The sequence below is a fragment of the Nocardia sp. NPDC057227 genome, assembly GCF_042669725.1.
Lineage (GTDB): Bacteria > Actinomycetota > Actinomycetes > Mycobacteriales > Mycobacteriaceae > Nocardia > Nocardia asteroides_A.
Window position 1 is genome coordinate 433,109 of sequence record NZ_JBHUXA010000001.1, and the last position, 21,724, is coordinate 454,832.

Consider the following 21,724-nt stretch of genomic DNA (forward strand, 5'->3'; position numbering starts at 1 on the left):
GGACGACGCGAACCTGTCACCGGTCCCGGCTACGTTCTGCCGCATGAGATCTGCGCTCCGGGGGCGGCCATGACCGACCAGACCCTGCCCGACATCGTCGAATTGCTCCGTTCCACAACGGCATCCGGCTCTTTCGCCACACACGGCACCCTGCCCGCGACCATCGCCGTCGAGGTGGACGGCGTCGGCCCGCTGGCGTTCCCCGTCCCGCCCGAGCAGGCGCGGCAGCTCCGCGCGCTGGCCGCGCCCGCGCGGTTCGGCCGGGGCGAGCAGACGCTGCTCGACCCGGCGGTGCGCGACACCTGGAAGGTCCCCCTCGATCGGGTCCGGGTCGACGGGGGCGGCTTCGCCGCGGTTCTCGACACCGTCCGCGCCGAGCTGGGGCTTCCCGCCGACTGCGCGCTGCGCGCGGAGCCGCATTCGCTGCTGGTCTACGAGCCGGGCCAGTTCTTCCGCAGGCACCGCGATTCGGAGAAGGCCGACGGCATGATCGGCACGCTGGTGCTGACGCTGCCGACGGAGTGCACCGGCGGCGAACTCGTCATCGAGCACGGCGACCGGCGGCTGCACACCGAGAGCGCGGCCGACGCGGTGGGCTACGTGGCCTTCTACGCCGACTGCGAGCACGAGGTGCTCCCGGTGACCGCGGGGCACCGGATCGCCCTGACCTACAACCTGATCGCGACCGGCGACACCCGCCCCGCCGACCCGCCCCCGGCGACGACTCCGCAGCTCACCGCCGCGCTGCGCACCTACTTCGGGACACCGGTCCCGCTCCCGTACTGGCGGCGCGGCGACGGCCCCGAGCACCAGGCGCCGCGGCAGCTGGTGTACCTGCTCGACCACCAGTACTCGCAGCGCGGGCTCGGCTGGGATCGGCTCAAGGGCGCCGACGCGGCGAGCGCGGCGGCACTGCGGGCGGCCGCGGGAACGGCCGGGCTCGCCGTCGAGCTCGCCCTGACCGAGGTGGTCCACCATCACCGCACCGACGCCTTCATCGATGAGCTGGGCATGATGGGCAGGCGCCGCCGGTGGGAGTTCGCCGACGGCGAATGGGCGCTGGTGGACGAGGAGTGGGAGTCGATCGAGGGCGACGAGGACGAAGAGGACATATTCGACGAGCCGAGCGACCGCTCGGCGAGCGACCACCCGGACGCCAACCCGACCGGCACCGACGAGCCCGAACTCGTCATCACCACCCTGACCTGGCGGCTCGATGCCGCCGGAGCCGGCCTGGCGGTCTCGGAGCAGGTGCACGACGACGAAATCCGCTGCGCCACACCGACGCGGGTGCTGCAGGAACACGCCTACCAGGCCGAGGGGTACACCGGCAACCAGGGCGACACCATCGAGCGGTGGTACCGGCGGGCAGCCGTCGTGGTGCGCGCCGGATGAGACCCGCCTGAGCCCGGGGCGGTATCGGCGTCCGGCTCCGCGCCGGGCGCCGGTACCGCCGGTTACTTCTCCGCGCTCTCCGGCTCGTCGAGGAGCTGGGCCTGGCCGGTGACGACGGTGGTCAGGATCTCCCGCGCCACCCGCAGCAACTCGGCGACCTGGGGCGAGGTCAGGGCGTAGGTGACCGAGAGCCCCTCGCGGCGGGCGGTGACCAGGCCGGTGCGGCGCAGGATGGCGAGCTGCTGGGACAGATTCGCCGGTTCCACGTCCACCTCCGGCAGCATCTCGGCCACCGTGTGCTCGCGTTCGCTCAGCAATTCCAGCACCCGGATCCGCGCCGGGTGCCCGAGCGTCTTGAAGAAGTCGGCTTTCATCCGGTACAGCGGCCGGCGCACACCGCCCACGTCGACCCTCCAACCAGCGCACCGGCACACCGAAGATTTGCCCGCCAACCCTAGCAAATCGCCGATTCCCGGCCCCGCGGCCGCGCCGATCCGGCGATCAGACCTCGAGTTCCCTGGTGACGGCCTTGAGGCTGTGCCGGGCCAGCGCCAGGTTGCCGCGGCCGCGATCGAGCACGACGTAGACGAACAGCCCGTTGCCGGTGGGCCGCAGCAGGTGGAACTGGGTGCGCAGGGTGATCAGGATGTCGTCGATCTCCTCGTCCAGCCCGAGGTCGCCGATGGTGCGCATCTTGGCCCGCACGATCTCGGTGGTGCCAGCGGCGGCCAGCTCGACGTCGAAGTCCCGTGACCCGCCCGCTGTGCCGAGCGGCATCCCGCTGCCGTAGTCGACGACGGCCGCGGCGATCGCGCCGTCCAGCATCATCAGATCCTTCAACGCGACTTCCATGTGGGCCACAGCGATTCCTTCCGTCGGTGAGCCCACCGTACGCCAAGACATTCGCAATTGCAGAGTTACGCAAGCAGGCAAACCGAGTGTCCGCCCACGCGCGCGGCGCGGGCGGGACCCGGCGCTCAGCGCGGGTTCGGGCCGGTGACCAGGGGCAGCGACTCGTCGGCTGTCCACGCGGTCAGCGAGCCGTCGTAGACGGCGACGTCGTCGCGCCCGGCCAGCGCGAGCGCGTGCGCGACGCCGGTGGCCGCGATGCCGCCGCCGCAGTAGGTGACCGGCGTGATCGCCGGGTCGAGCAGCCCCGCCTCCGCGAAGAGGGCCCGCAGCTCGGCCACCGGCTTCAGCTCGCCGGAGGCGTCCCTGATCAGCGCGACCGGCACGTTGACGCTGCCGGGGATGTGGCCGTTCCTGGCGTAGCTGCTGCGCTCCCCGCGGTAGGTCTCGGGGTCGAGAACGTTGACGATCACGGTCTTCTCGTCGTCGACCGCGGCCAGCACCTCCCGCGTGGAGCGGAGCAGCTCGGGGCGGCGGTGTGCGGTGAAGGTGGCCGGGGCGGCGACCGCGGGCTCGTCGGTCACCGGGTTCCCGGCGGCGCGCCAGGCGGGCAGCCCGCCGTCGAGCACGGCGACGGCGTCGAACCCCTCCAGCCGCAGCTGCCACCAGAACCGGGTGGCCCAGTAGCCGTCGTGCTGGTCGTAGACGACCACCCGGGTGCCGTCGCCGATGCCGAGCGCACCGGCGGCGGCGGCGAACCGCGCCGAGGTGGGCACCGTCCACGGCTGCGCGGAGTCGGGGTCGGCGAAGTCGGTGAGCAGGTCGGCGAAGAGCGCGCCCGGGATGTGCTCGGCCGCGTAGGTGGCCCGGCCGGGCTCGACGGTGTAAGCGCCGGAGGCGGGCAGCGTGAGGTGCGTGCTCGCGTCCACCACGACCAGGCCGGGCTCGCCCAGATGGTCACGCAGCCAGGACACGGATACCGATGCGGGTAGTTCCTCGGACACGGTGTTGCTCCTCGAATGCTGGTCGGAATGTCCGTTCCGAGGCTAATCGCCGCAGCAGGCCGGAGCCGGGTGCCGATCCTCACGATCCCAAGGGTTCCGGCCGCGGAGCGACGTTGTCCATAGCCGGGCGGACCGCGGCCCCGCGGTACCCGCGGCACGGGGTAGCATCGGCCGCTGATCCCGTCGCCTCGCGACCGGACGATTGTGCTCCACCGAGCCGATGAGGGTGCAGGCCCCGTTTCGGGCCGTCGGTTCGTTGATCTCGATGCTTCGTTGACCGGATTCAACCGATATCGATGGGGGCGCCAGATGTCGAGTTCTGCCGAGACGGTGCGGATATGACGCACGTCGATGATGTTCAGCCGGTGACCGATTCCGTGGATCTGGCGGATCGGTACCGGAGTGCGACGGGGCCGGTGCTGCTCACCGGCGTGCAGGCCATCGCGCGGCTGCTCGTGGAGCAGCACGAGCGCGATCGGCGCGCGGGGCGGCGGGTGGCGACCTTCGTCTCCGGCTACCAGGGCAGTCCGCTGGCCGGACTGGATCGCCTGCTCGCCGGGCTGCCGGAGCTGGCCTCCGAGCACGATGTGCGGCTCGTGCCCGGGGTGAACGAGGAACTGGCGGCGACTTCGGTATGGGGCAGCCAGCTGGAGTTGCCCAAGGGCGGCAGGACGCACGACGGGGTGATCGGGGTCTGGTACGGCAAGGGCCCCGGGCTGGATCGCGCCGGTGACGCGCTGCGGCATGCCGCCATGTACGGCGCGCACCCGGCCGGCGGCGCGCTGGCGCTGGTCGGGGACGATCCGGCGGCGAAGTCGTCGTCGGTGCCCGCGGCCAGCGAACGCTCACTGGCGGCGCTGTCGATGCCGGTGCTGTTCCCGCGCAATGCCGAGGAGGTCGTTGCCTTCGGCCTGTACGCGGTGGCGCTGTCCCGGGCGTCGGGGTGCTGGCCCGCGCTGAAACTGGTGGCCGACGTCGCCGACGGGCTGTGGACGCTGGACCGCGATTTCACCGATTTCCGCATCACCGTGCCCCGGCTGGAGTGGGGGGGCAGGCCATGGACCTACCGCCAGCGGGTGCTCGCCGCCCCGCCGGACAGCGTGCTCGCCGAGGCGGATCTGTACGGGCCGCGGTGGGCGATGGTGCGAGAGTTCGCCGCCGCCAACGACATCGACCGCGTCGAGGTCGACACCGGCGACGCCTGGCTCGGCATCGTTGCGGTCGGGACCGCCTACGACGCGGTGCGCCAGGCGCTGGAGGAGCTCGGGCTCGGTGCGGACGAGTTGCGGCGGGCGGGGATCCGGATCCTGCGGGTCGGCATGCCCTACCCGCTGGATGCGGGCAAGGTCCGCCGCGTGGCCGCGGGGGTGGAGACGGTGCTGGTCGTGGAGGACAAGACCGCGTTCGCGGAGTCCCAGGTACTGGAGGCGCTGTACGGCACCGCACGGGCGCCGCGCGTCCTCGGCAAGCGCGCCGCCGACGGGCGCCCGCTGGTCCCCGCCGACGGCGAGCTGACCGCCGCCCGGCTCGTCGGCCCGCTGCGCACCGTGCTGCGCGAACGGGTTCCGCTGCGCACCCCGCTGCCCGCCGCGCTGCCGCTGAGCGTGCTCGACACCAAGCGCACCGCCTTCTTCTGCTCCGGCTGCCCGCACAACCGCTCCACCGTGGTCCCGGACGGTTCGCTGGCCGGGGGCGGGATCGGCTGCCACACCCTGGTCACCATGTCCTCGCGCACCGATTCCCAGGTCACCGGGCTCACCCAGATGGGCGGCGAGGGCGCGCAGTGGATCGGCCAGGCGCCGTACACCGATGTCGGCCACATCTTCCAGAACGTCGGCGACGGAACGTATTTCCACTCCGGGCAGCTCGCGATCCAGGCGTGCATCGCGGCCGGGGTGAACATCACCTACAAGATCCTCTACAACGCCGCCGTCGCCATGACCGGCGCCCAGCCCGCCGAGGCCGGGCTCTCGGTGCCGCGGCTGACGCACAAGCTCGCCGCCGAGGGGGTGGTGAAAACCATCGTCTGCGCGGAGGAGCCGGAGCGGCACCGCGGCGCCGCGTTCGCGCCCGGTGTGCTGGTGTGGGATCGCGACCGCCTGGACGAGGCCCAGCGCCTGCTGCGCGAGGTCCCCGGCGTCACGGTGCTGATCTACGACCAGCCGTGCGCGGCCGACACCAGGCGCAAGCGCAAGCGCGGCGAGGCGCCGGTGCGGCGCACGCGGGTGCTGATCAACGAGGCGGTCTGCGAGGGCTGCGGCGACTGCGGCGTGAAGTCGAACTGCCTGTCGGTGCGGCCGGTGCAGACCGAGTTCGGCCGCAAGACCCGGATCGACCAGACCGGCTGCAATACCGACTACAGCTGCCTGGACGGCGACTGCCCGGCCTTCGTCACCGTCGAGCTGCCCGAGGTGCCCGCACCGCCCGCCCGCACCGCGACCCCGGCCCCGCCCGAGGTCCCCGACCCGGAGCTGCCCGAGATCGACGGCACCTTCGACGTCTTCCTCGCCGGGGTCGGCGGCACCGGCATCGTCACCGCCAACCAGGTTCTCGGCACCGCCGCGCTGCGCGCCGGGCTGCACGTGGAGGGGCTGGACCAGACCGGGCTCAGCCAGAAGGCCGGGCCGGTCACCTCGCACCTGCGGCTGAGCAGGCGCGCGGTCGACGCCGCCAACCGCATCGCCCCCGCGGGCGCCGACTGCTTCCTCGCCTTCGACCTGCTCACCGCCGCCGACGACCGCAACCTGCGCTACGGCAGCGCCGAGCGCACCCTGGTCGTCGCCTCCACCAGCCGCACCCCGACCGGCGACATGGTGCACGACGCCTCGGTCGCCTACCCGGCGGAGGGCGTGCTGCTCGACCGGCTCGCCACCGCGGGCAGGGACGTGCTCGGCTTCGACGCGGTGGCCGCCGCCGAGGTGCTGTTCGGCGACTCCGCGACCGCCAACTCGCTGCTGGTCGGCGCCGCCTACCAGGCGGGGGCGCTGCCCATCCACGCCGCCGCGATCGAGGAGGCCATCGCGCTCAACGGGGTCGCGGTGCGCGCCAACCGGAGCGCCTTCGCCTGGGGCCGGGTCGCCGTCGCCGACCCGGCGGCCTTCGCCGCGGCCACCCGCGCGGGCGAACGCTCGCACCGCAGCGACGATGCCCCGCTACCCGCGCGGCTGCTCGCCCCGCTCGGCGTGACCGGCGCGGTCCGCGGCACCGTCGAGCGCCGCGCCGCCCAGCTCGTCGCCTACCAGGGTGAGGCGCTGGCCGCCCGCTATCTCGCGCTGGTGCAGCAGGTCTGGGCCGCCGAGCAGGCGATCGGCGCGGGTAGTGAGTTCACCGCGGCGGTGGCGCACGGGCTGCACAAGCTGCTGGCCTACAAGGACGAGTACGAGGTCGCCCGGATGCTGGCCGACCCCGCTTTCCTGCACGCGGTCCGCGACGAGCTGCCCGGCGCGGGCGATCTCACCTACAAGCTGCACCCGCCGACCCTGCGCGCACTCGGCAGGGACAAGAAGATCGGGCTGCGCTCCCCCGCCGCGCTGCGCGTGCTCGCCCGCGGCCGCGGGCTGCGCGGAACGCCCTTCGACCCCTTCGGGTTCACGCGGATGCGACGGCTCGAGCGGCGCCTCGCGGCGCACTACGAGCAGACGATCCGCACCCTGACCGCCACCCTGACTCCGGACGACCACGCGCACGCCGTCGCGGTCGCCGGCGCGGCCGACCTGGTGCGCGGCTACGAGGAGGTGAAGCTGCGCACCGTCGAGACCTACCTGGCCCGGCTGCGCGCGCTCGGCATCGACACCGCGGGGATCAGGGCCGGTGGCCCCACCTGACGGCCGGCCGCGCGGGCTCGGCCCGATCCGGATGTGATCGATTCCGGCAGGCACCGATGAGTTTCCGGCGCACAGGAGGTCTACCCGGCATGAGAAGACTGATCTACGGCTTCGGCGTGTCCCTGGACGGCTACATCAACGACCGGGACGGCAGTATCGACTGGTCCGACCCGGACGACGAGCTGCACCAGCACCACAACGACCGGTTCCGGGAGCTCGAGATCGTGCTCAACGGCCGCAGGCTCTTCGAGCTCATGGCCGAGTACTGGCCGCACGTGGCCGCGGACGCGCCGCCGATCGAGCGCGAATTCGGGCAGCTCTGGACCGCGGTGCCGAAGGTCGTCTTCTCCCGCACGCTCACCGAGGTCGCCTGGAACAGCACCCTGGTCAAGGAGAACGCTGTAGCAGAGGTGCGCCGGATCAAGGCCGAGGGCGACGGCGTCGCCGAGATCGGCGGCGCCGAACTCGCCGCCGCCGTCATTCCGCACGGGCTGATCGACGAGTACCACGTCTACGTCTCGCCGGTGCTGCTCGGCGGTGGCACCCCGATGTTCCCGGCGCTGGCCGAGCGCATCCGGCTCCGGCCGCTGGAGTCCAGGCGCTTCGCCTCCGCGCAGCTGCTGCGCTTCCAGGCCGAGTAGCACCGAACAGCAACTGCTCAGCAATAGAATGGAGGCGTGAACATCCGGCTCCGCGCCCTCGAGCGCGAGGATCTCCCCTTCGTCCACCAGCTCTTCAACGACGCGCAGATCATGTCCTACTGGTTCGACGAGCCGTTCGAGGCGCTCGTCGAGCTGCGCGACATTTACGACCGGCACATCCACGACGAGCGGGAACGCCGCTTCGTCCTGGATGTGGACGGCGCGCACGCCGGGCTGGTCGAGCTCCGGGAGATCGCGCCGGTGCACCGCAACGCGGAGTTCCAGATCATCGTCGCGCCCGGGCACCAGGGGCGCGGGCTGGCGACCGTCGCGACCCGCAAGGCGCTGGACTACGCCTTCGCCGTGCTGAACCTGCACAAGGTGTACCTGATCGTGGACGTGGTGAACGAGAAGGCGATCCACGTGTACCGCAAGCTCGGTTTCCAGGACGAGGGCATCCTGCGCGACGAGTACTTCGCCGGTGGTCGCTACCGGAACGCGCTGCGCATGGGCGTCCTGCAGCACGAACACCTGGGCGGGTGAGCTACGCGAGCCGCGCGCGTGCACCGGCGGGGCGACCCTTGAGTGAAACGTTTCATATTTACCGTTTCGAGGCTTGCCCGAAGTTAGCTTGGGCGCGAAAATAGTGGGCATGTCTACCACCCGGGCAGTCCCGTTGACCGAACAGCCGGATCCGAGGGTCACCGCGGGCGTACTGCGCTGGGAGGCAGCCCACCGTGCCGCGCTCGCCGCAGGCGACCCCCATCGCGCCGAGGCCACGCGCGCGGTGCTCGAGGGATATCTGACGGAGGCACGGCGCCGCAGTCTGTGAGCCATCCCGAGGCGAACAACTTCGACCTCGCGCGGCGGCCGGTGGCGGTACCTGTTCCAGCACGCTAGTATCTAGTGCACTATGGAATCACGCGCTGGAGAACGAACCGGCGAGCTGGGCAGGCAGCTGTCGTTCGCGCTCTACGGGGCGGCGAACCGGATGATCCGCCACCACAAACCCATCCTCGAACCGCTGGGGCTGACCTTCCCGCAGTACCTGGTGATCCTCGCGCTCATCGATGGTGCGCCGCGGACCGTCGGCGCGCTCGGCGCCTGCCTGGAGATGGACACCGGCACCATCACCCCGCTGGTCAAGCGGCTCGAAACCGCCGGGCTGGTGACCCGCAGGCGGGATCCGGGTGACGAGCGCCGCGTCCTCGTCGACCTCACCGAGCGCGGGCTCGCGCTCGAGGCCGAGGTCCGCGCCGTCACCGGCAAGATCGACGAGGTCTGCCCGCACACCGCCGACGAGCTCGAGCACCTCCGGCGCACCATCGACGCGCTCGGCCGCCCCACCGGCGGCTGACCACCCACCCGCGACGCCCGCCGTCCGAAGGATTGGTACGAACATGGCACTCACCCTCTCCCTGCTCGACCTCGTCCCGCTGCGCACCGGCCAGACCACCGCGCAGGCCGTCGCGGCGTCCATGCAGCTCGTGCGGCGCGCCGACGAGCTCGGCGTGCACCGCTACTGGTTCGCCGAGCACCACAACATGCCCGCCATCGCCTCCAGCTCGCCGCCGGTGCTCATCGCCGCCGCCGCGAGCCGCACCGAGCGGGTCCGGCTCGGCTCCGGCGGGGTCATGCTGCCCAACCACGCGCCGCTGATCGTGGCCGAGCAGTTCTCCACGCTGGCGGCGCTCGCGCCCGGCCGCATCGACCTCGGCATCGGCCGCGCGCCCGGCAGCGACCAGGTGATCACCCAGCTGCTCCGCCAGTCCGGCGCGACCAGCGACGTCGACCGCTTCCCGGACAACATCAAGGACATCATCGCGCTCTCGCACCCCGACGGCGCGACCCTGCGCTTCGCCTCCGGCGGCGAGTACACCGTGAAGGCCACCCCGGTCGCGACCAGCACGCCCGAGGTGTGGCTGCTCGGCTCCAGCGACTACTCCGCGCGGCTGGCCGCGCAGCTCGGCCTGCCCTACGTCTTCGCGAACCACTTCGCCGGCGACCACCTCGACCACGCCATGTCGCTCTACCGCACGCAGTACCAGCCCTCGGCCGCGCACCCGGAGCCGAAGAGTTTCCTCACCGCGAACGCCGTCGTCGCCCCGACCCACGAGGAGGCCTTCGAGCGCGCCCTTCCGCACCTGCGCATGATGGCCCGCATGCGCTCGAACAAGCCGCTGCGCGCGGCCGAGACCGTCGACGAGGTGCGCGCGAACCCCTCCGACGAGGCCGAGCGGCGGATCATCGACCACCAGGCACGGAACTGGTTCATCGGCGAGCCCGACGATGTCGCGAAGCGGCTGCGCGCCTTCGCCGCCGAGCACGGCGTCGACGAGATCATGATCTCCGCCGCCGCCGGGCAGTTCGAATCCGAGCCGCTGGACGAGAGCACCGGCCGCATCCAGACCGTCGAGCTGCTCACCGCCGCGCTACAGCGCTGAGCCCGGCGGAGGTGTCCCGGCGCGCCGACGGGGAATGCCCGAAACGGGCGGTTTCCGCCGCCCGCGACGGAAGGAGCCCACCATCGAAACCGCACCGCCCGACGGCCTGGCAGGCTGGGCCGTCGACCTGATGGAACGGCTCGGTGGCCCCGGAGCGGGGCTCGCCATCTTCCTGGAGAACCTCTTCCCGCCGCTGCCGAGCGAGGTGATCCTGCCGCTGGCCGGTTTCGCCGCCCGGCTCGGCGACTTCTCGCTGGTGTCGGCGATCGTGTGGACCACGATCGGCTCGCTGCTCGGCGCCTGGCTGCTCTACGGCCTCGGCGCCGGGCTCGGCCACGAGCGGCTGCGCCGCATCGCGGGCCGTATCCCGCTGCTCGACGCCGACGACGTCGACCGCTCGGCCGCCTGGTTCGGCAGGCACGGCGGCAAGGCGGTGTTCTTCGGCCGGATGATCCCGATGTTCCGCAGCTTCATCTCCATCCCCGCCGGGGTCGAGCGGATGAACTTCCTGTACTTCAGCGTGCTCACCGCCGCGGGCAGCCTGATCTGGAACACGGTCTTCGTGCTGGCCGGGTACGCGCTCGGCGCGAACTGGCATCGGGTCGAGCCGTACACCGCCGTCTTCCAGTACGGGGTGATCGCCGCCGTCGTGCTCGCCTGCGGCTGGTTCGTCGTCCGCCGCCTGCGCCGCCGCCGCGATCAGCGCGACGGGCGGACCATCGTGCGCTGATGCACCCGCGCACCCCGGTAACGCAGGCCGGGGACGAGCGGGGTCGGGCCATGGTCGGTGAAACCCGAACGCTCGAAGAACTTTCCGGCCCTGGTGTTCTCGACCAGGGTCTGCAGGAAACAGCCTGGCGCGCCCGCCTGCTCGAGCCGGGCGAACCAGCGCGCCATGAGCGCGTCCGCGGCGCCGGTCCCGCGCGCCTCGGGGACGAGGTTGATATGCAGGTGCGCGGGGTAGCGCGGATCGTCCAGCTCCCCCGCGGCCGGCCCGGGGCGCATGGCATCGATACCGGCGCGGGCGAAGAACGCCAGCGGCCCGCGCTTGACGAACAGCCGGTGGTCGCCGATCGCCCGGCGCATGCGCTCCTCCTCGCTCGGGAACGCGGCGGTGTCGACGCAGCCGGCCAGGTACCCGACCAGTTCCCCGCCGGACACCGCGACGAACAGCGATTCCGGCTCCAGCTCGAAGTACGGGGTGAGATACACCGCGGCCTCGGATTCGGCGTGGCCCCAGACCGATTCGGTCGGCGAGCCCGCCCCGGCGCGGCTGCTCAGCGCGAGCAGCTCGGCCCGGTCGCCGGGCAGGACGGCGCGTATCTCCATGCGCCCACCGTACTCAGCGCAGGGCTGCGGTGACGCCGCCGAACATGGTCGCCTTGATCCCGGCGACGGTCGCGGGGTTCTTGCCGGTGAGCGGCGCGAGCCGGGCGAGCGCCGCGGTGAGCAGCTCGGGTTCGGCGGCGGTGCCGTCGACGAGCCCGGCCGCGAGGGCCTCGTCCGCGCCGAAGCGGCGGCCGGTCGTCATGGCGGTGAGCGCCGCCTGCGGGGTGAGCTTGGCCTGGATGAGCGCGGCCATACCGGGGGTGAAGACGATGTCGATGTCGACCTCGGGAAAGCAGTAGTAGCCGCGGTCGGCGCGCATGAGCCGGTAGTCGTGCGCGAGGCCGAGCATGGCGCCCGCGCCGAAGCTGTGGCCGTTGACCGCGGCGACGGTCGGCATCGGGAAGGTCAGGATGCGGGCGAAGAGCTCCTGGACGCGGGCGACGTACTCCTCGGCGTGGTCGCCGTTGGCCAGCAGCCACTCCAGGTCGAGGCCGTTGGAGTAGAACTTGCCGGTGCCGATGGTGATCAGGCCGCTCGCGTCGCGCTCGACGGCGTCGAGGTGGGCGCCGACGGCATCCAGCCGGTCCGGGGAGAAGCGGTTCTCGTCGGTGCCGAGGGTGAGGACGGCGATGTCGCCCTCGTAGCGCAGGGTCGCGGGCATGGTGATTCCTTCACGTCGGTGGGGGCGGAGTCAGGGCGAGGACCGCGCGGACGGCGGCGGCGAGGCGTGCGCGGACCGGCGGGTCGGGGCTGCGGTTGCCGCGCAGGAGCAGGGCGGTGGGCAGCTCGACCACGCAGTCGCGGACGACCGCGACGGCCTCGCGGTCGCGGCGGGCGAAGACGTCGTCGGACAGGGTGCCGAACAGCTCGGTCAGAACCCGGTCGAGGTGGCGGAGTTCCGCGGCGAGGTCGTCCGGGATCTCGCCGGAGCCGAGCAGTTCCTCCCGTGCGACGGCGAGCAGGAATCGCGCCGAAACCGGTTGCTGTATCAGGAATGCCGCGGGCGCGTCGGCAGCGGCGACGACCGCCTCCACCGCGCCGCCCGACGCACTCCGCACGGCCTCCCGCTGCAGCGCGAGGAAGCGCTGCGCCGCGCGCAGCCACACCCGGGCGAGCAGCGCGGTCCGGGAGCCGAAGGCGTGGTAGATCGCGCCGTTCGAGACCCCGGCGGTCTGCGACAGGGCGCGCACGGTGACCGCGGCCGGACCCGAATCCACGGCCATGCGCTCGGCGACGTCCATCAGTTCGTCGAGGTCGTGCAGGCGGGGGCGGGGCATGCCCACACCGTAACAGAGCACTCGCTCTATTATCCAGCCCGCCCGTTCACCGGTTCGCCCCGGTAACGTTCGACGGCGGAAGGCAGGGAACACCGGTGCGAATCCGGGGCTGTCCCGCAACTGTCACCGAGGAGTGATCCGCCGATTTCGTGGCCACGACCTACCCGGGTCGGAAGGCCGGTGGGGAGCGTCGATCCGGGAGCCAGGACACCTGCGTCCGCGGTACCGGGAACACACCCACGAGGATGGTCATGCACAACTCCACACCGCGCGCCCGCATCGGCAGGCGCGGATTCCTGATCGGCACGGCCGGGCTGACGCTCGGCGCCGCCGCGCTGCTCACCGGCTGCGGCAGCGGCGGCGCGCCGCTGGTGGCCGACGGCCCGCCGCGGCCGGGCGGGCGGCTGCGCACCGCGATCGCGGGCCGCTCGGCCACCGCCGACGTGCTCGACCCGTTCGAGGCGGGCAGCTCCGCGGGCGGTGCGGTGGCGAAGAACGTCTGGGACAAGCTGGTCACCTACAACAACGACCTCACGCTGCGCTATCGGCTGGCCGAGGCGCTGGAGCCGAACGCGGACGGCAGCTCGTGGCGGATCCGGCTGCGGCAGGGTGTGCGCTTCAGCGACGGCTCCCCGCTGACCTCCCGCGACGTCCTGTTCAGCTTCGAACGCATGCTCGACCCGGCCAAGCCGTCGTCGGGTGACCTGTCGATGATCGACCCGGCCCGCACCCGCGCCGACGGCGAGCACGCGGTGGTGGTCGAGATGAAGTACCCACTCGCCGATTTCGGCTCGGTGCTGGCCGGCTGGTACTGCTACGTGGTCAAGGCGGGCACCACCACCTTCGACGCGCGCACGCTCCCGGTCGGCACCGGCCCGTTCGCGCTGGTGAACTGGGCGCCGGGCGACCGGACGCTGCTGCGCCGCAACGACCTGCACTGGGACGGCCCCGCGCTGCTGGACGAGGTCGAGATCATCCAGATCGCGGAGACCGAGGCCAGGATGAACGCCTTCCTCTCCGGCGCGGCCGACGTGGTGCACGAGATGAGCTACCTGCAGGCCAGCACCCTGGCCGGGGACCCCGACGCGCGCGTGATCGTGCCGCCCGCCGGGCTCATGGGCGCCTTTCAGATGCGGGTGGACATGGCCCCCTTCGACGACGTCCGGGTGCGCCAGGCCATGCGGCTCGCGGTGGACCGGCAGGCCATGGCGGACGCGCTGTACTACGGCTACGGCGAGGTCGGCAACGACATCTACGGCAAGGGCGCGCCCTTCTACAACGACCGGCTGCCGCAGCGCGGCTACGACCCGGAGCGCGCCCGCGCGCTGCTGCGCGCGGCGGGCAAGGAGAACCTGACGGTCACCCTGCCCACCGCGGACGGGCTGCCCGGCCAGGTGGAGGCCGCCACGCTCTTCGCCGAGCACGCCGCGAAGGCGGGCATCACCATCCGGCTCGAATCCGCACCGGCCGACACCTACTTCTCGCAGATCAGCGGCAAGCAGCCGCTCACCCAGCTCGGCTGGTGGAACTACAGCCTGGACTACTTCTACGGCCAGACCGCCACCAGCGCCTCGCCGAGCAACGGCACCGGCTGGCGCCGCCCCGGCTGGGACGCCAAGTTCGCCGAGGCCCGCGCCGCCATGGACCCGGCCCGCCGCACCGCGCTCTACGCCGAACTCCAGGAGGAGCTCTGGAACGAGGGCGGGCTCATCCTGCACAGCTTCGCCAAGCGCCCGGACGCGGCGCGGGCGAAGGTCGGCGGCATGCGCGACGGGGTGCCCGGCACCGACGACTGGGCCAACTACGCCACCACCTGGCTCGCCGGGTGAGCCGGGCGCTCACCCGGTGGGCGCTGCGCAGGCTCGGCACCGCCGCCGTCGTGCTCGCGGCGGTGGCGGTGCTGGTGTTCGTGCTGTTCGAAACGCTGGATTCGGATGCGGCGACGGTGCTCCTTGCCCGCCAGGGCGGGGCCGAGCCGAGCCGGGAGCAGCTGGCCGCGCTGCGCGCCGAGCTCGGGCTGGACCGGCCGGCGCCGGTCCGGTTCGCCGACTGGGCGGTGCGGTTCGCGCACGGCGACCTCGGCACCTCGCTGCTCTCCGGGCGGCCGGTGGCCGACGTGCTGCTCGGCCGGTTGGCGAACAGCGCGGCGCTGGCGCTGGTGACCGCGGTGCTGCTGGTGCCGCTGGCGATCGGGCTCGGGCTGGTCGCCGGGGCGCGGCCGGGCTCGCGCACCGACCGGGCGATCAGCATGGGTGCGCTGACCGCGGAGTCGTTGCCGCCCTTCGTCTCCGGGGTGGTGCTGATCGCAACGGTGGCGCTGACGCTGCGGTTGCTGCCCGCGGTGTCGCTGCTGCCGACCGGGGCGTCGGTGTGGAGCAGGCCGGAGATCCTGGTGCTCCCGGTGCTGTGCCTGCTGGCCGCGCTGGCGCCGCACCCGGTGCGGATGGTCCGCGCGCAGACCGCGCAGGTGCTGGCGGCCCCCTACATCCGCACCGCGCGGCTCAACGGGGTGCGCGGCCCGCGGCTGCTGCTGCGGCACGTGGCGCCGAACGCGATCTCGGCGGCGGTGCACCCGCTCGCCGGCGCGCTGGTCGGGCTGATCGGCGGGATCGCGGTGGTGGAGACGCTGTTCGTGTACCCGGGGGTGTCCCAGGAGTTGCTGCGCGCGGTGGCCGGGCGCGACTTCCCCTTCGTGCAGTCCGCGGCGGTGCTGCTCGCCGCGACCGGGATCGGGCTCTACCTGATCGCCGACCTGGTGACCATGCTGACCTCCCCGCGCGCGCGTGACCTGGTGCTGGAGCGATGATGAGACGAATGAGAACCGGCTGGGCCGTCGTCGCGTCGGCGATCGTGCTGCTGGTGCTGGCCGGGCCGCTGCTCGCCCCGCATCCCCCGACCGCGGTGACCGGCGCGCCGTTCCTGCCGCCCGCCGCGGCGCACCCGCTCGGCACCGATGTGATCGGCCGCGACGTGCTCTCCCGGGTACTGCACGGCGGGCTGCCGCTGGTCTCGATCGCGGCGCTCTCGCTGACGCTCGCCTACATCGCCGGAGTCGGGCTCGGCGTGGTGGCCGGGCTGCGGCGGCGCGCCGATCCGTGGATCAGCCGCCCGGTGGACGCGATCGTGGTGCTGCCGTGGTTCCTGCTGCTCGCGGTGATCGCGACCGCGCTCGGCGCGGGCCCGGCGGCGGTGGCGACCGCGACCGCGCTGGCCGCGGTGCCGTGGATCGTGCGGATCGTGCGCACCGCCACCGTGGAGATCGCCGCCACCGGCTATCTCGAGAGTGCGCGGGCGCGCGGCGAGCCGCTGTGGCGGCTGGCGCTGGTCGAGGTGCTGCCGAATCTGCGCCCGGTGCTCGCCGCCGACGCCGGCGTCCGGCTCTCGGCCGCCATGTCGATCGTGGCGGTGAGCAGCTTCCTCGGGCTCGGGCTGCGCCCGCCGTCGGCGGACTGGGCGCTCATGATCACCGAGAACCGGCAGGGGTTCGCCCAGCAGCCGGTGGCGGTGCTTGCCCCGGCACTGCTGATCATGGTGCTGGTCGTCGCCGCGAACATGATCTCCGACCGGGCGCTCGCCACGGGTGCGGCCGGGCCCGCGCTGCCGCCGGTGTCCGGCGGCGCCTGCGGGGTGCGGGTGCGCGGGCTCCGGGTGCTGGCCGACGACGGCGCCACGGTGCTCGACGGGATCGATCTCGACCTGCCCGCCGGCTCCGCGGTGGCGGTGATCGGGGACTCCGGCGCCGGGAAGACGACGCTCGCGCTGGCGATCCTGGGTGCGCTCCCGGCCGGGTTGTCCGCGACGGGGCAGGTGTCGGTGCGGTCCGGTGCGCGCGCGGTGGGGTATGTGCCGCAGGATCCGGGGTCCGGGCTGAATCCCGCCCTGCGGATCGGCACCGCACTCGCCGAGATCACCCGGCTGCACGGCGATTCCGTCGATGCCGCGCTGCGCCGGGTCGGGCTGCCGGACGATCGCGAGTTCCGCCGCCGGTACCCGCACCAGCTCTCCGGCGGGCAGCAGCAGCGGGTGCTGCTGGCCATGGCGCTGCTCGGCGACCCGGCGGTCCTCGTCCTCGACGAGCCGACCACCGGGCTCGACGCCGCGGCCAGGGCGAATCTCGTGCGCACCCTGCGCAGGAACACCGCCGCCACGATGATCGTGATCACCCACGACCCGGCCGCGCTGGCTCCGATAGTGCGGCACGTCGCCGAACTCGAGCGGGGCAGGCTGGTCTCCTTCCGGCCCGTGGCCGAGCTCGAGCCGTTGCCGGAACCGAGCCGGAAAACGCTGTCGCACAGCGAGCGCGAGGCCGTTCTCCGGATCGACGGCCTCACCACCGGCCACCGGCGACCGGTCGCCACCGACCTGTCGTTCACGTTGCGCCCCGGCCGCTGTCTCGCACTCACCGGCCCGTCGGGTGCGGGCAAGACCACCGTCGCCCGCACCCTGGCCGGACTGCACCCGCCCGACCGCGGCGCCATCACCCTGCACGGGCAGCCACTGCACCCCCGGGTCGATCACCGGCCGATCGCGCAGCGGCGCGCGATCCAGCTGGTCTTCCAGAATCCGGCGACGTCGCTCAACCCCGCCCACGCGATCGGCGCGCAGATCGCGCGCCCGCTGCGGCTCCTGCGCGGGATGACCGCCGCCGGCGCCGCCCGCGAGACCGGCAGGCTGCTGGCGGCGGTCCGGCTCGACCCGGAGCTGGCCGCGCGCCGCCCGGACCGGCTCTCCGGCGGGCAGCAGCAGCGCGCCGCGCTGGCCCGTGCGCTGGCCGCGGGGCCGGAGGTGCTGCTCTGCGACGAGATCACCGCCTCGCTCGACCGGCGCGCCGCCGATGTCGTCCTCGACATCCTCGACGACCTGCGCGGTTCGGGGGTGGCGCTGCTCGTGATCAGTCACCAGCAGTGGGTGATCGAGCGGCTGGCCGACGAGATCGTCGACCTCGCGGCCGATTACGCCACGGGGGCGTAGAGGAAGCCGTAGCCGTCGCGCAGCAGGTGCCCGTCGTCGGAGCGGACGGCGTAGGTCACCGTGTAGACGCCTGCCGGGCCGAGCCCGCGCAGCGCGGTCGAGACCTGCCTGCCGGAGACCACGGTCGCGGTCTGGTACTGGACCCCGTCCGGGCCGGTCACGGTGAGCGCGGCGTCGTCGGGCAGCAGCGTGGCCGCGAAGGTCAGCGTGACCTGCTGCGGCGCCACCGTGACGACCGCGGCGGGCCCGGGATCGGTGGTGCTCAGCGACGTGTGCGCGCCTGCGACCCCGCTCGGCGCGAGGATCACCCCGGCCGCCGCCACCGTCAGGACCAGCATCCGCAGCCACGACCTCATACCCGCATCACTCCCTCGAACGTGCACCGCCGGTGCCCACCGGCAGGGGTAAGTGTGCCCTGACCCGGCCACCCGCAACAGCATTGGGGTCGACCCCTGCGCAACCCCGCCGGAGCGCACCCGCCTACGCTGTCCGGCACGAAGACCGTCCGGCAGGGGGTGGATGCGGCGATGACGCTCGGCGCGGGAGCGCTGCCCGCCGTACGGCTCTGCCGCGCGGCGGTTTTCGCCCTGCTCTGCGTCGCGCTCGCCGCGGCCGGGCACGCCTGCGCCGCCGGTGCCGCGGTGTCCGGGGCCACGATGGTCTCGGCGCTGCTCGCGGTGGCGGCGGTGGCCTGGACGGTGGCCGATCGGGAGCGCGGGCCGGTCGCCATCGGCGGGGGGCTGCTCGGCGGGCAGGCGGTGCTGCACCTGTGGTTCGGGGTCGAGCACGGTGCGCACGGCGGCGGGGCCGGCATGCTGGCCGCGCACGCGCTGGCCGCGGCGGTCTGCGGGCTGTGGCTGTGGCGCGGGGAGCGCGCGCTGTTCGCGCTCGTGCGCACGCTGTTCACCCGGGCCGTTCTTCCCGTGCTGTCGGCGGTCACCGCGACGCCGGGTCCGGTGCCGGTGGAGTACCCGGCGCCGCTGCGCGGGGTGCGGCTGCGGCATGCGCTGTCGCGGCGCGGGCCGCCGGTGCTCGCCGACCCGCTCCCAGAGCTCGCCGTCCGCTGAGGTAGTTCCGCCCTGGCCGGTGAGCGCAGCGCACCGCGCCGGTCCCGGCAGCGGTGTGCGTTGCCCCAGCCGAGGCGCGGGTGATCGCGCCCGGCACCGCCGCGCGTCGCCGAACCGAGGAATGCGCCATGAATCCGCCTGATCCCACCTGTCCACCCCGCACCGGGCGACCCCGGTGACCCCGCCCGCGGTCCCCGCGCTCCTCGACCCGCTGGTCCGCGAGTTCGTCGACACCGCCCTCGTCGCGGTCGCCGCCCGGAACGGCACTCCCCTGCACCTGGTGTTCCCGCAGGTCTTCGCCCGCAATGCCGCGGCACTGCGGGACGTGCTGTCGGCGCGCGGCGTCGAGCACCGCCTCTGCTACGCGCACAAGGTCAACCGGTCGCACGCCTTCGTGCGCGAGGCCGGCCACCTCGGCCTCGACATCGATATCGCCTCGGCCGGAGAGTTGGACAGCGCACTCGGCGCGGGCTTCCCGCCCGCCCGCATCGAGGCAACCGGCCCCAAGGGCGAGCGCCTCCTGCGCCGGCTGCTGGCCGCGGGCGTCACGATCAATGTCGACAACCGCTGGGAGCTCGACCGGATCATCGCCCTCGCCGAACACCCCGCCCCGGTCCTGCTGCGGGTCAGCGGATTTCCCGGCACCGCCGTGAGCCGCTTCGGCATCCCGGCCGACGGGATCGACGCGCTCTGGCCGCTCCTGGCCGCACACCGAGACCGAGTAGCGCTGCGCGGCCTGTCCTTCCACCTCGACACCGGCGAGCACCGCGACCGGCTGCGCGCCGTGACGACCTGCCTGATCCTGCTGGAGAGCGCCTGGAACGCCGGCCTCTCCCCCGACGTGCTCGACATCGGCGGCGGGCTGCGCCAGGTATTCACCGCCGACCCCGCCGCCTACGACACCTACACCCGCGCCCTGCGCACCGCCCTGCTCGGCGACGGCCCGCCCCTGACCTGGGCGGGGGCAACCTTCGGCTACCGGGTCGGCGACGGGTCGGTGCACGGCATCCCGGTTTTCCACAAGTACGCCAACACCGTGCCCGCCACCGCCGCACTGGCGGCCCTGCTCGACGCCGAGATCCCCGGCCAGCACCGCCCGCTGGCCGCGATCCTCACCGACAACCTGCTGCGGCTCTGGCTCGAACCCGGCAAGGCCGTCGCCGACCACGCCGGAATCACCGTGGCGACAGTGGAGTTCACCAAGGACCTGCCCGACGGCGCGGTCCTCGTCAACCTCGACCTCAGCCGTGACCAGGTGACCCCGGCCGACCAGGAAGCCCTGGTCGACCCCCTCCTCGTCCCCGCGCAGCCGCCCCCGGAGCACCCCGAACCGCTCGGCGTGTTCCTCGCCGGCCGCCTCTGCCTGGAGCGCGACATGATCAGCAACCGCGCGATCCGGCTCCCCTTCCGCCCCCGCCCCGGCGACCTGCTGGTCTTCCCCAACACCGCCGGCTACCACTCCGACCTCTCCGCGGGCACCGCGGCCATGCACCCGCTGCCGCGCCGACTCGCCGTCACCCGAGACCGCTCCACCTTCACCGCCGGCCCCGACGCCGGCCACCGCCCCGCCGAGGAGGGCCCGTGCGCGCCTACGACGACATCACCGAACTGATCGGCGACACCCCCCTGCTCCGGCTCGATGCCGCCGTGCACGGCATCGAGCGGCTGCAGCTCTTCGCGAAGCTGGAGTCGCACAACCCCTTCGGCTCGGTGAAGGACCGCGCCGCCTGGGGCATGATCCGCGACGACCTGCCCGAGCTGCGCGGCCGCGGCTTCCTGGAGGCCTCCAGCGGCAACACCGCGAAGGCGCTGCGCGTGCTCGGCGCCAGGCACGGCATCGGGCTGCGCGCGGTGACCAACCGGATCAAGGTCGACGAGGTGCGCGACACGCTGCGGCTGCTCGGCACCGAGATCGTCGAGCTGCCCGGGCTCTCCGAGTGCCCCGACCCCACCGCCCCCGACGACGTCGCCGCCGTCATCGCCGCGACCATGGCCCGCGAGCCGGGGAAGTGGTACCATCCCTCGCAGTACACCAACGAGCGCAATGTCGAGGCGCACTACCGCGGCACCGGCCGGGAGATCCGCGATGCCCTCGCCGGGAGCGGGATCGACCGGGTCGACTACGTGATCGGCGGGCTCGGCACCACCGGCTCCACCCGCGGCACCGCCACCGCGCTCGCCGAGCACAATCCGGGGCTGCGCACCGTCGGCGTGGTGTCGGCGCGCGACGACTTCATCCCCGGCATCCGCTCGGAGACCGAGATGTGGGACGTCGGGCTCTTCCAGCCGGACTTCTACCACCGGATCGTCGCCGTCGCCGCCGAGCACGCGGTCGGCGCCACGCTGCTGCTCGCGCACCGCTACGGCGTGCTCGCCGGGCCGACCTCCGGCGCCGCCTACGCCGCGGCGCTCGACGTACTGCGCCCCGCCGCGGCCGCATTGCGGCCCGGCGACCCCGATCTGGTTGCCGTGCTCATCGTCTGCGACCGGCTCGAACCGTACCTGTCCTACCTGCGGGCCCGCCGCCCCGAGCTCTTCGACGACCCCGCCCGTCCGGCCCCGCCGCACCCCGCCGAGCTCGCCGCCGTCCCCCTGCTCACCCCCGAGCACCTGGACGAGCTGGACCGCGACCGGCGCATCACCGTCGTCGACACCCGCGGCGCCATGGCCTACCGCGTCGCGCACATCCCCGGTTCGATCAACCTGCGCGACGACCTGCTCGGCGGCTTCACCCCCGACCAGCTGCCGTTCTGCCGGTCCCGCCCGCTGGTCTTCGTCTGCCCGGTCGGGCGGGTCTCGCAGCACTTCGCCGCGCTCACCCGCCGGGCCGGGTACGACGCCTCCAGCCTGGCGGGCGGGATCGCCGCCTGGCGGGATGCCGGGCTGCCGCTGGAGCGTCGGCGCTGAACCGCGGCCGTGCGAT

At 73.3% G+C, this 21,724-nt stretch carries 20 protein-coding genes and 1 riboswitch; of the genes, 13 read left to right on the plus strand and 7 right to left on the minus strand.

Features of this window, described 5'->3' with window-relative positions; translation table 11 throughout:
- The first annotated feature begins 69 nt into the window (after window positions 1-69).
- Window positions 70-1,395, plus strand: a complete 1,326-nt coding sequence (locus tag ACFUJ1_RS02260; RefSeq protein WP_378641554.1) for a 2OG-Fe(II) oxygenase — start codon at window positions 70-72, stop codon at window positions 1,393-1,395.
- Between the two features lie 62 nt (window positions 1,396-1,457).
- Here ACFUJ1_RS02260 and ACFUJ1_RS02265 read toward each other — a convergent pair whose 3' ends face one another.
- The 3 genes from ACFUJ1_RS02265 to ACFUJ1_RS02275 all read right to left on the minus strand — a co-directional run bounded on the left by ACFUJ1_RS02265 (window position 1,458) and on the right by ACFUJ1_RS02275 (window position 3,248).
- Window positions 1,458-1,769, minus strand: coding sequence for a helix-turn-helix transcriptional regulator (locus ACFUJ1_RS02265; protein ID WP_233021276.1), 312 nt, complete (start codon window positions 1,767-1,769; stop codon window positions 1,458-1,460).
- Window positions 1,770-1,896: 127 nt separating this feature from the next.
- Window positions 1,897-2,256 carry a hypothetical protein gene (locus ACFUJ1_RS02270; RefSeq protein WP_378641556.1) on the minus strand — a complete coding sequence of 120 codons (360 nt, stop codon included), beginning with the start codon at window positions 2,254-2,256 and terminating at the stop codon, window positions 1,897-1,899.
- A gap of 116 nt (window positions 2,257-2,372) precedes the next feature.
- The gene (locus tag ACFUJ1_RS02275) at window positions 2,373-3,248 is read right to left on the minus strand and encodes a sulfurtransferase (RefSeq protein ID WP_378641558.1); all 876 of its coding nucleotides are present in this window, start codon (window positions 3,246-3,248) and stop codon (window positions 2,373-2,375) included.
- A gap of 338 nt (window positions 3,249-3,586) precedes the next feature.
- Between ACFUJ1_RS02275 and ACFUJ1_RS02280 the strand changes: the two genes are divergently transcribed.
- The 6 genes from ACFUJ1_RS02280 to ACFUJ1_RS02305 all read left to right on the plus strand — a co-directional run bounded on the left by ACFUJ1_RS02280 (window position 3,587) and on the right by ACFUJ1_RS02305 (window position 10,887).
- Window positions 3,587-7,072 (plus strand): indolepyruvate ferredoxin oxidoreductase family protein, encoded by a 3,486-nt coding sequence (locus tag ACFUJ1_RS02280; protein ID WP_378641560.1) that lies wholly within the window; start codon window positions 3,587-3,589, stop codon window positions 7,070-7,072.
- A gap of 89 nt (window positions 7,073-7,161) precedes the next feature.
- Window positions 7,162-7,713 carry a dihydrofolate reductase family protein gene (locus ACFUJ1_RS02285; protein WP_378641562.1) on the plus strand — a complete coding sequence of 184 codons (552 nt, stop codon included), beginning with the start codon at window positions 7,162-7,164 and terminating at the stop codon, window positions 7,711-7,713.
- Between the two features lie 36 nt (window positions 7,714-7,749).
- A complete protein-coding gene (gene speG / locus ACFUJ1_RS02290) occupies window positions 7,750-8,256 on the plus strand; it encodes a spermidine N1-acetyltransferase (protein ID WP_378641564.1) in 507 nt (168 codons plus the stop codon).
- Window positions 8,257-8,626: 370 nt separating this feature from the next.
- Window positions 8,627-9,070, plus strand: a complete 444-nt coding sequence (locus ACFUJ1_RS02295) for a MarR family winged helix-turn-helix transcriptional regulator (protein WP_378641566.1) — start codon at window positions 8,627-8,629, stop codon at window positions 9,068-9,070.
- A gap of 43 nt (window positions 9,071-9,113) precedes the next feature.
- Window positions 9,114-10,157 (plus strand): LLM class flavin-dependent oxidoreductase, encoded by a 1,044-nt coding sequence (locus ACFUJ1_RS02300; RefSeq protein ID WP_378641567.1) that lies wholly within the window; start codon window positions 9,114-9,116, stop codon window positions 10,155-10,157.
- Window positions 10,158-10,191: 34 nt separating this feature from the next.
- Entirely contained in the window at window positions 10,192-10,887 is a 696-nt protein-coding gene (locus ACFUJ1_RS02305; RefSeq protein WP_378641569.1) for a DedA family protein, read from the plus strand.
- On the opposite strand, the gene ACFUJ1_RS02310 is transcribed toward ACFUJ1_RS02305, so the two are convergent.
- The 3 genes from ACFUJ1_RS02310 to ACFUJ1_RS02320 are packed head-to-tail and all read right to left on the minus strand — an operon-like array spanning window position 10,857 to window position 12,763.
- The gene (locus ACFUJ1_RS02310) at window positions 10,857-11,486 is read right to left on the minus strand and encodes a GNAT family N-acetyltransferase (RefSeq protein WP_378641571.1); all 630 of its coding nucleotides are present in this window, start codon (window positions 11,484-11,486) and stop codon (window positions 10,857-10,859) included. The two genes, ACFUJ1_RS02305 and ACFUJ1_RS02310, sit on opposite strands and share 31 nt — an antisense overlap.
- 13 nt (window positions 11,487-11,499) lie before the next feature.
- Complete coding sequence (locus ACFUJ1_RS02315) at window positions 11,500-12,147, minus strand: enoyl-CoA hydratase-related protein (protein WP_378641572.1); 648 nt, start codon at window positions 12,145-12,147, stop codon at window positions 11,500-11,502.
- Window positions 12,148-12,157: 10 nt separating this feature from the next.
- Window positions 12,158-12,763, minus strand: a complete 606-nt coding sequence (locus ACFUJ1_RS02320; RefSeq protein WP_378641574.1) for a TetR/AcrR family transcriptional regulator — start codon at window positions 12,761-12,763, stop codon at window positions 12,158-12,160.
- Between the two features lie 84 nt (window positions 12,764-12,847).
- Window positions 12,848-12,976: riboswitch (cobalamin riboswitch) on the plus strand.
- Window positions 12,977-13,014: 38 nt separating this feature from the next.
- On the opposite strand from ACFUJ1_RS02320, the gene ACFUJ1_RS02325 reads away from it, so the two are divergent.
- The 3 genes from ACFUJ1_RS02325 to ACFUJ1_RS02335 are packed head-to-tail and all read left to right on the plus strand — an operon-like array spanning window position 13,015 to window position 17,734.
- Entirely contained in the window at window positions 13,015-14,592 is a 1,578-nt protein-coding gene (locus ACFUJ1_RS02325) for an ABC transporter substrate-binding protein (protein WP_378641576.1), read from the plus strand.
- On the plus strand, window positions 14,589-15,569 hold the full coding sequence (locus tag ACFUJ1_RS02330) for an ABC transporter permease (protein ID WP_378641578.1): 981 nt from the start codon (window positions 14,589-14,591) through the stop codon (window positions 15,567-15,569). The genes ACFUJ1_RS02325 and ACFUJ1_RS02330 overlap by 4 nt, the downstream gene beginning before the upstream one ends.
- 8 nt (window positions 15,570-15,577) lie before the next feature.
- Entirely contained in the window at window positions 15,578-17,734 is a 2,157-nt protein-coding gene (locus ACFUJ1_RS02335) for an ATP-binding cassette domain-containing protein (RefSeq protein WP_378641580.1), read from the plus strand.
- On the opposite strand, the gene ACFUJ1_RS02340 is transcribed toward ACFUJ1_RS02335, so the two are convergent.
- Window positions 17,716-18,090: a copper resistance protein CopC gene (locus ACFUJ1_RS02340; RefSeq protein ID WP_378641582.1), complete on the minus strand. Its 375-nt coding sequence runs from the start codon at window positions 18,088-18,090 to the stop codon at window positions 17,716-17,718. The genes ACFUJ1_RS02335 and ACFUJ1_RS02340 overlap by 19 nt on opposite strands.
- Window positions 18,091-18,261: 171 nt before the next feature.
- Here ACFUJ1_RS02340 and ACFUJ1_RS02345 point away from each other — a divergent pair, with 171 nt between their 5' ends.
- From ACFUJ1_RS02345 to ACFUJ1_RS02355, 3 genes are all read left to right on the plus strand, one after another.
- Window positions 18,262-18,801 carry a hypothetical protein gene (locus ACFUJ1_RS02345; protein WP_378641584.1) on the plus strand — a complete coding sequence of 180 codons (540 nt, stop codon included), beginning with the start codon at window positions 18,262-18,264 and terminating at the stop codon, window positions 18,799-18,801.
- 175 nt (window positions 18,802-18,976) lie between these two features.
- Window positions 18,977-20,413, plus strand: a complete 1,437-nt coding sequence (locus ACFUJ1_RS02350) for a decarboxylase (protein ID WP_378641586.1) — start codon at window positions 18,977-18,979, stop codon at window positions 20,411-20,413.
- Window positions 20,383-21,708, plus strand: a complete 1,326-nt coding sequence (locus ACFUJ1_RS02355) for a pyridoxal-phosphate dependent enzyme (RefSeq protein WP_378641588.1) — start codon at window positions 20,383-20,385, stop codon at window positions 21,706-21,708. The genes ACFUJ1_RS02350 and ACFUJ1_RS02355 overlap by 31 nt, the downstream gene beginning before the upstream one ends.
- The last annotated feature ends 16 nt before the right edge of the window (window positions 21,709-21,724 follow it).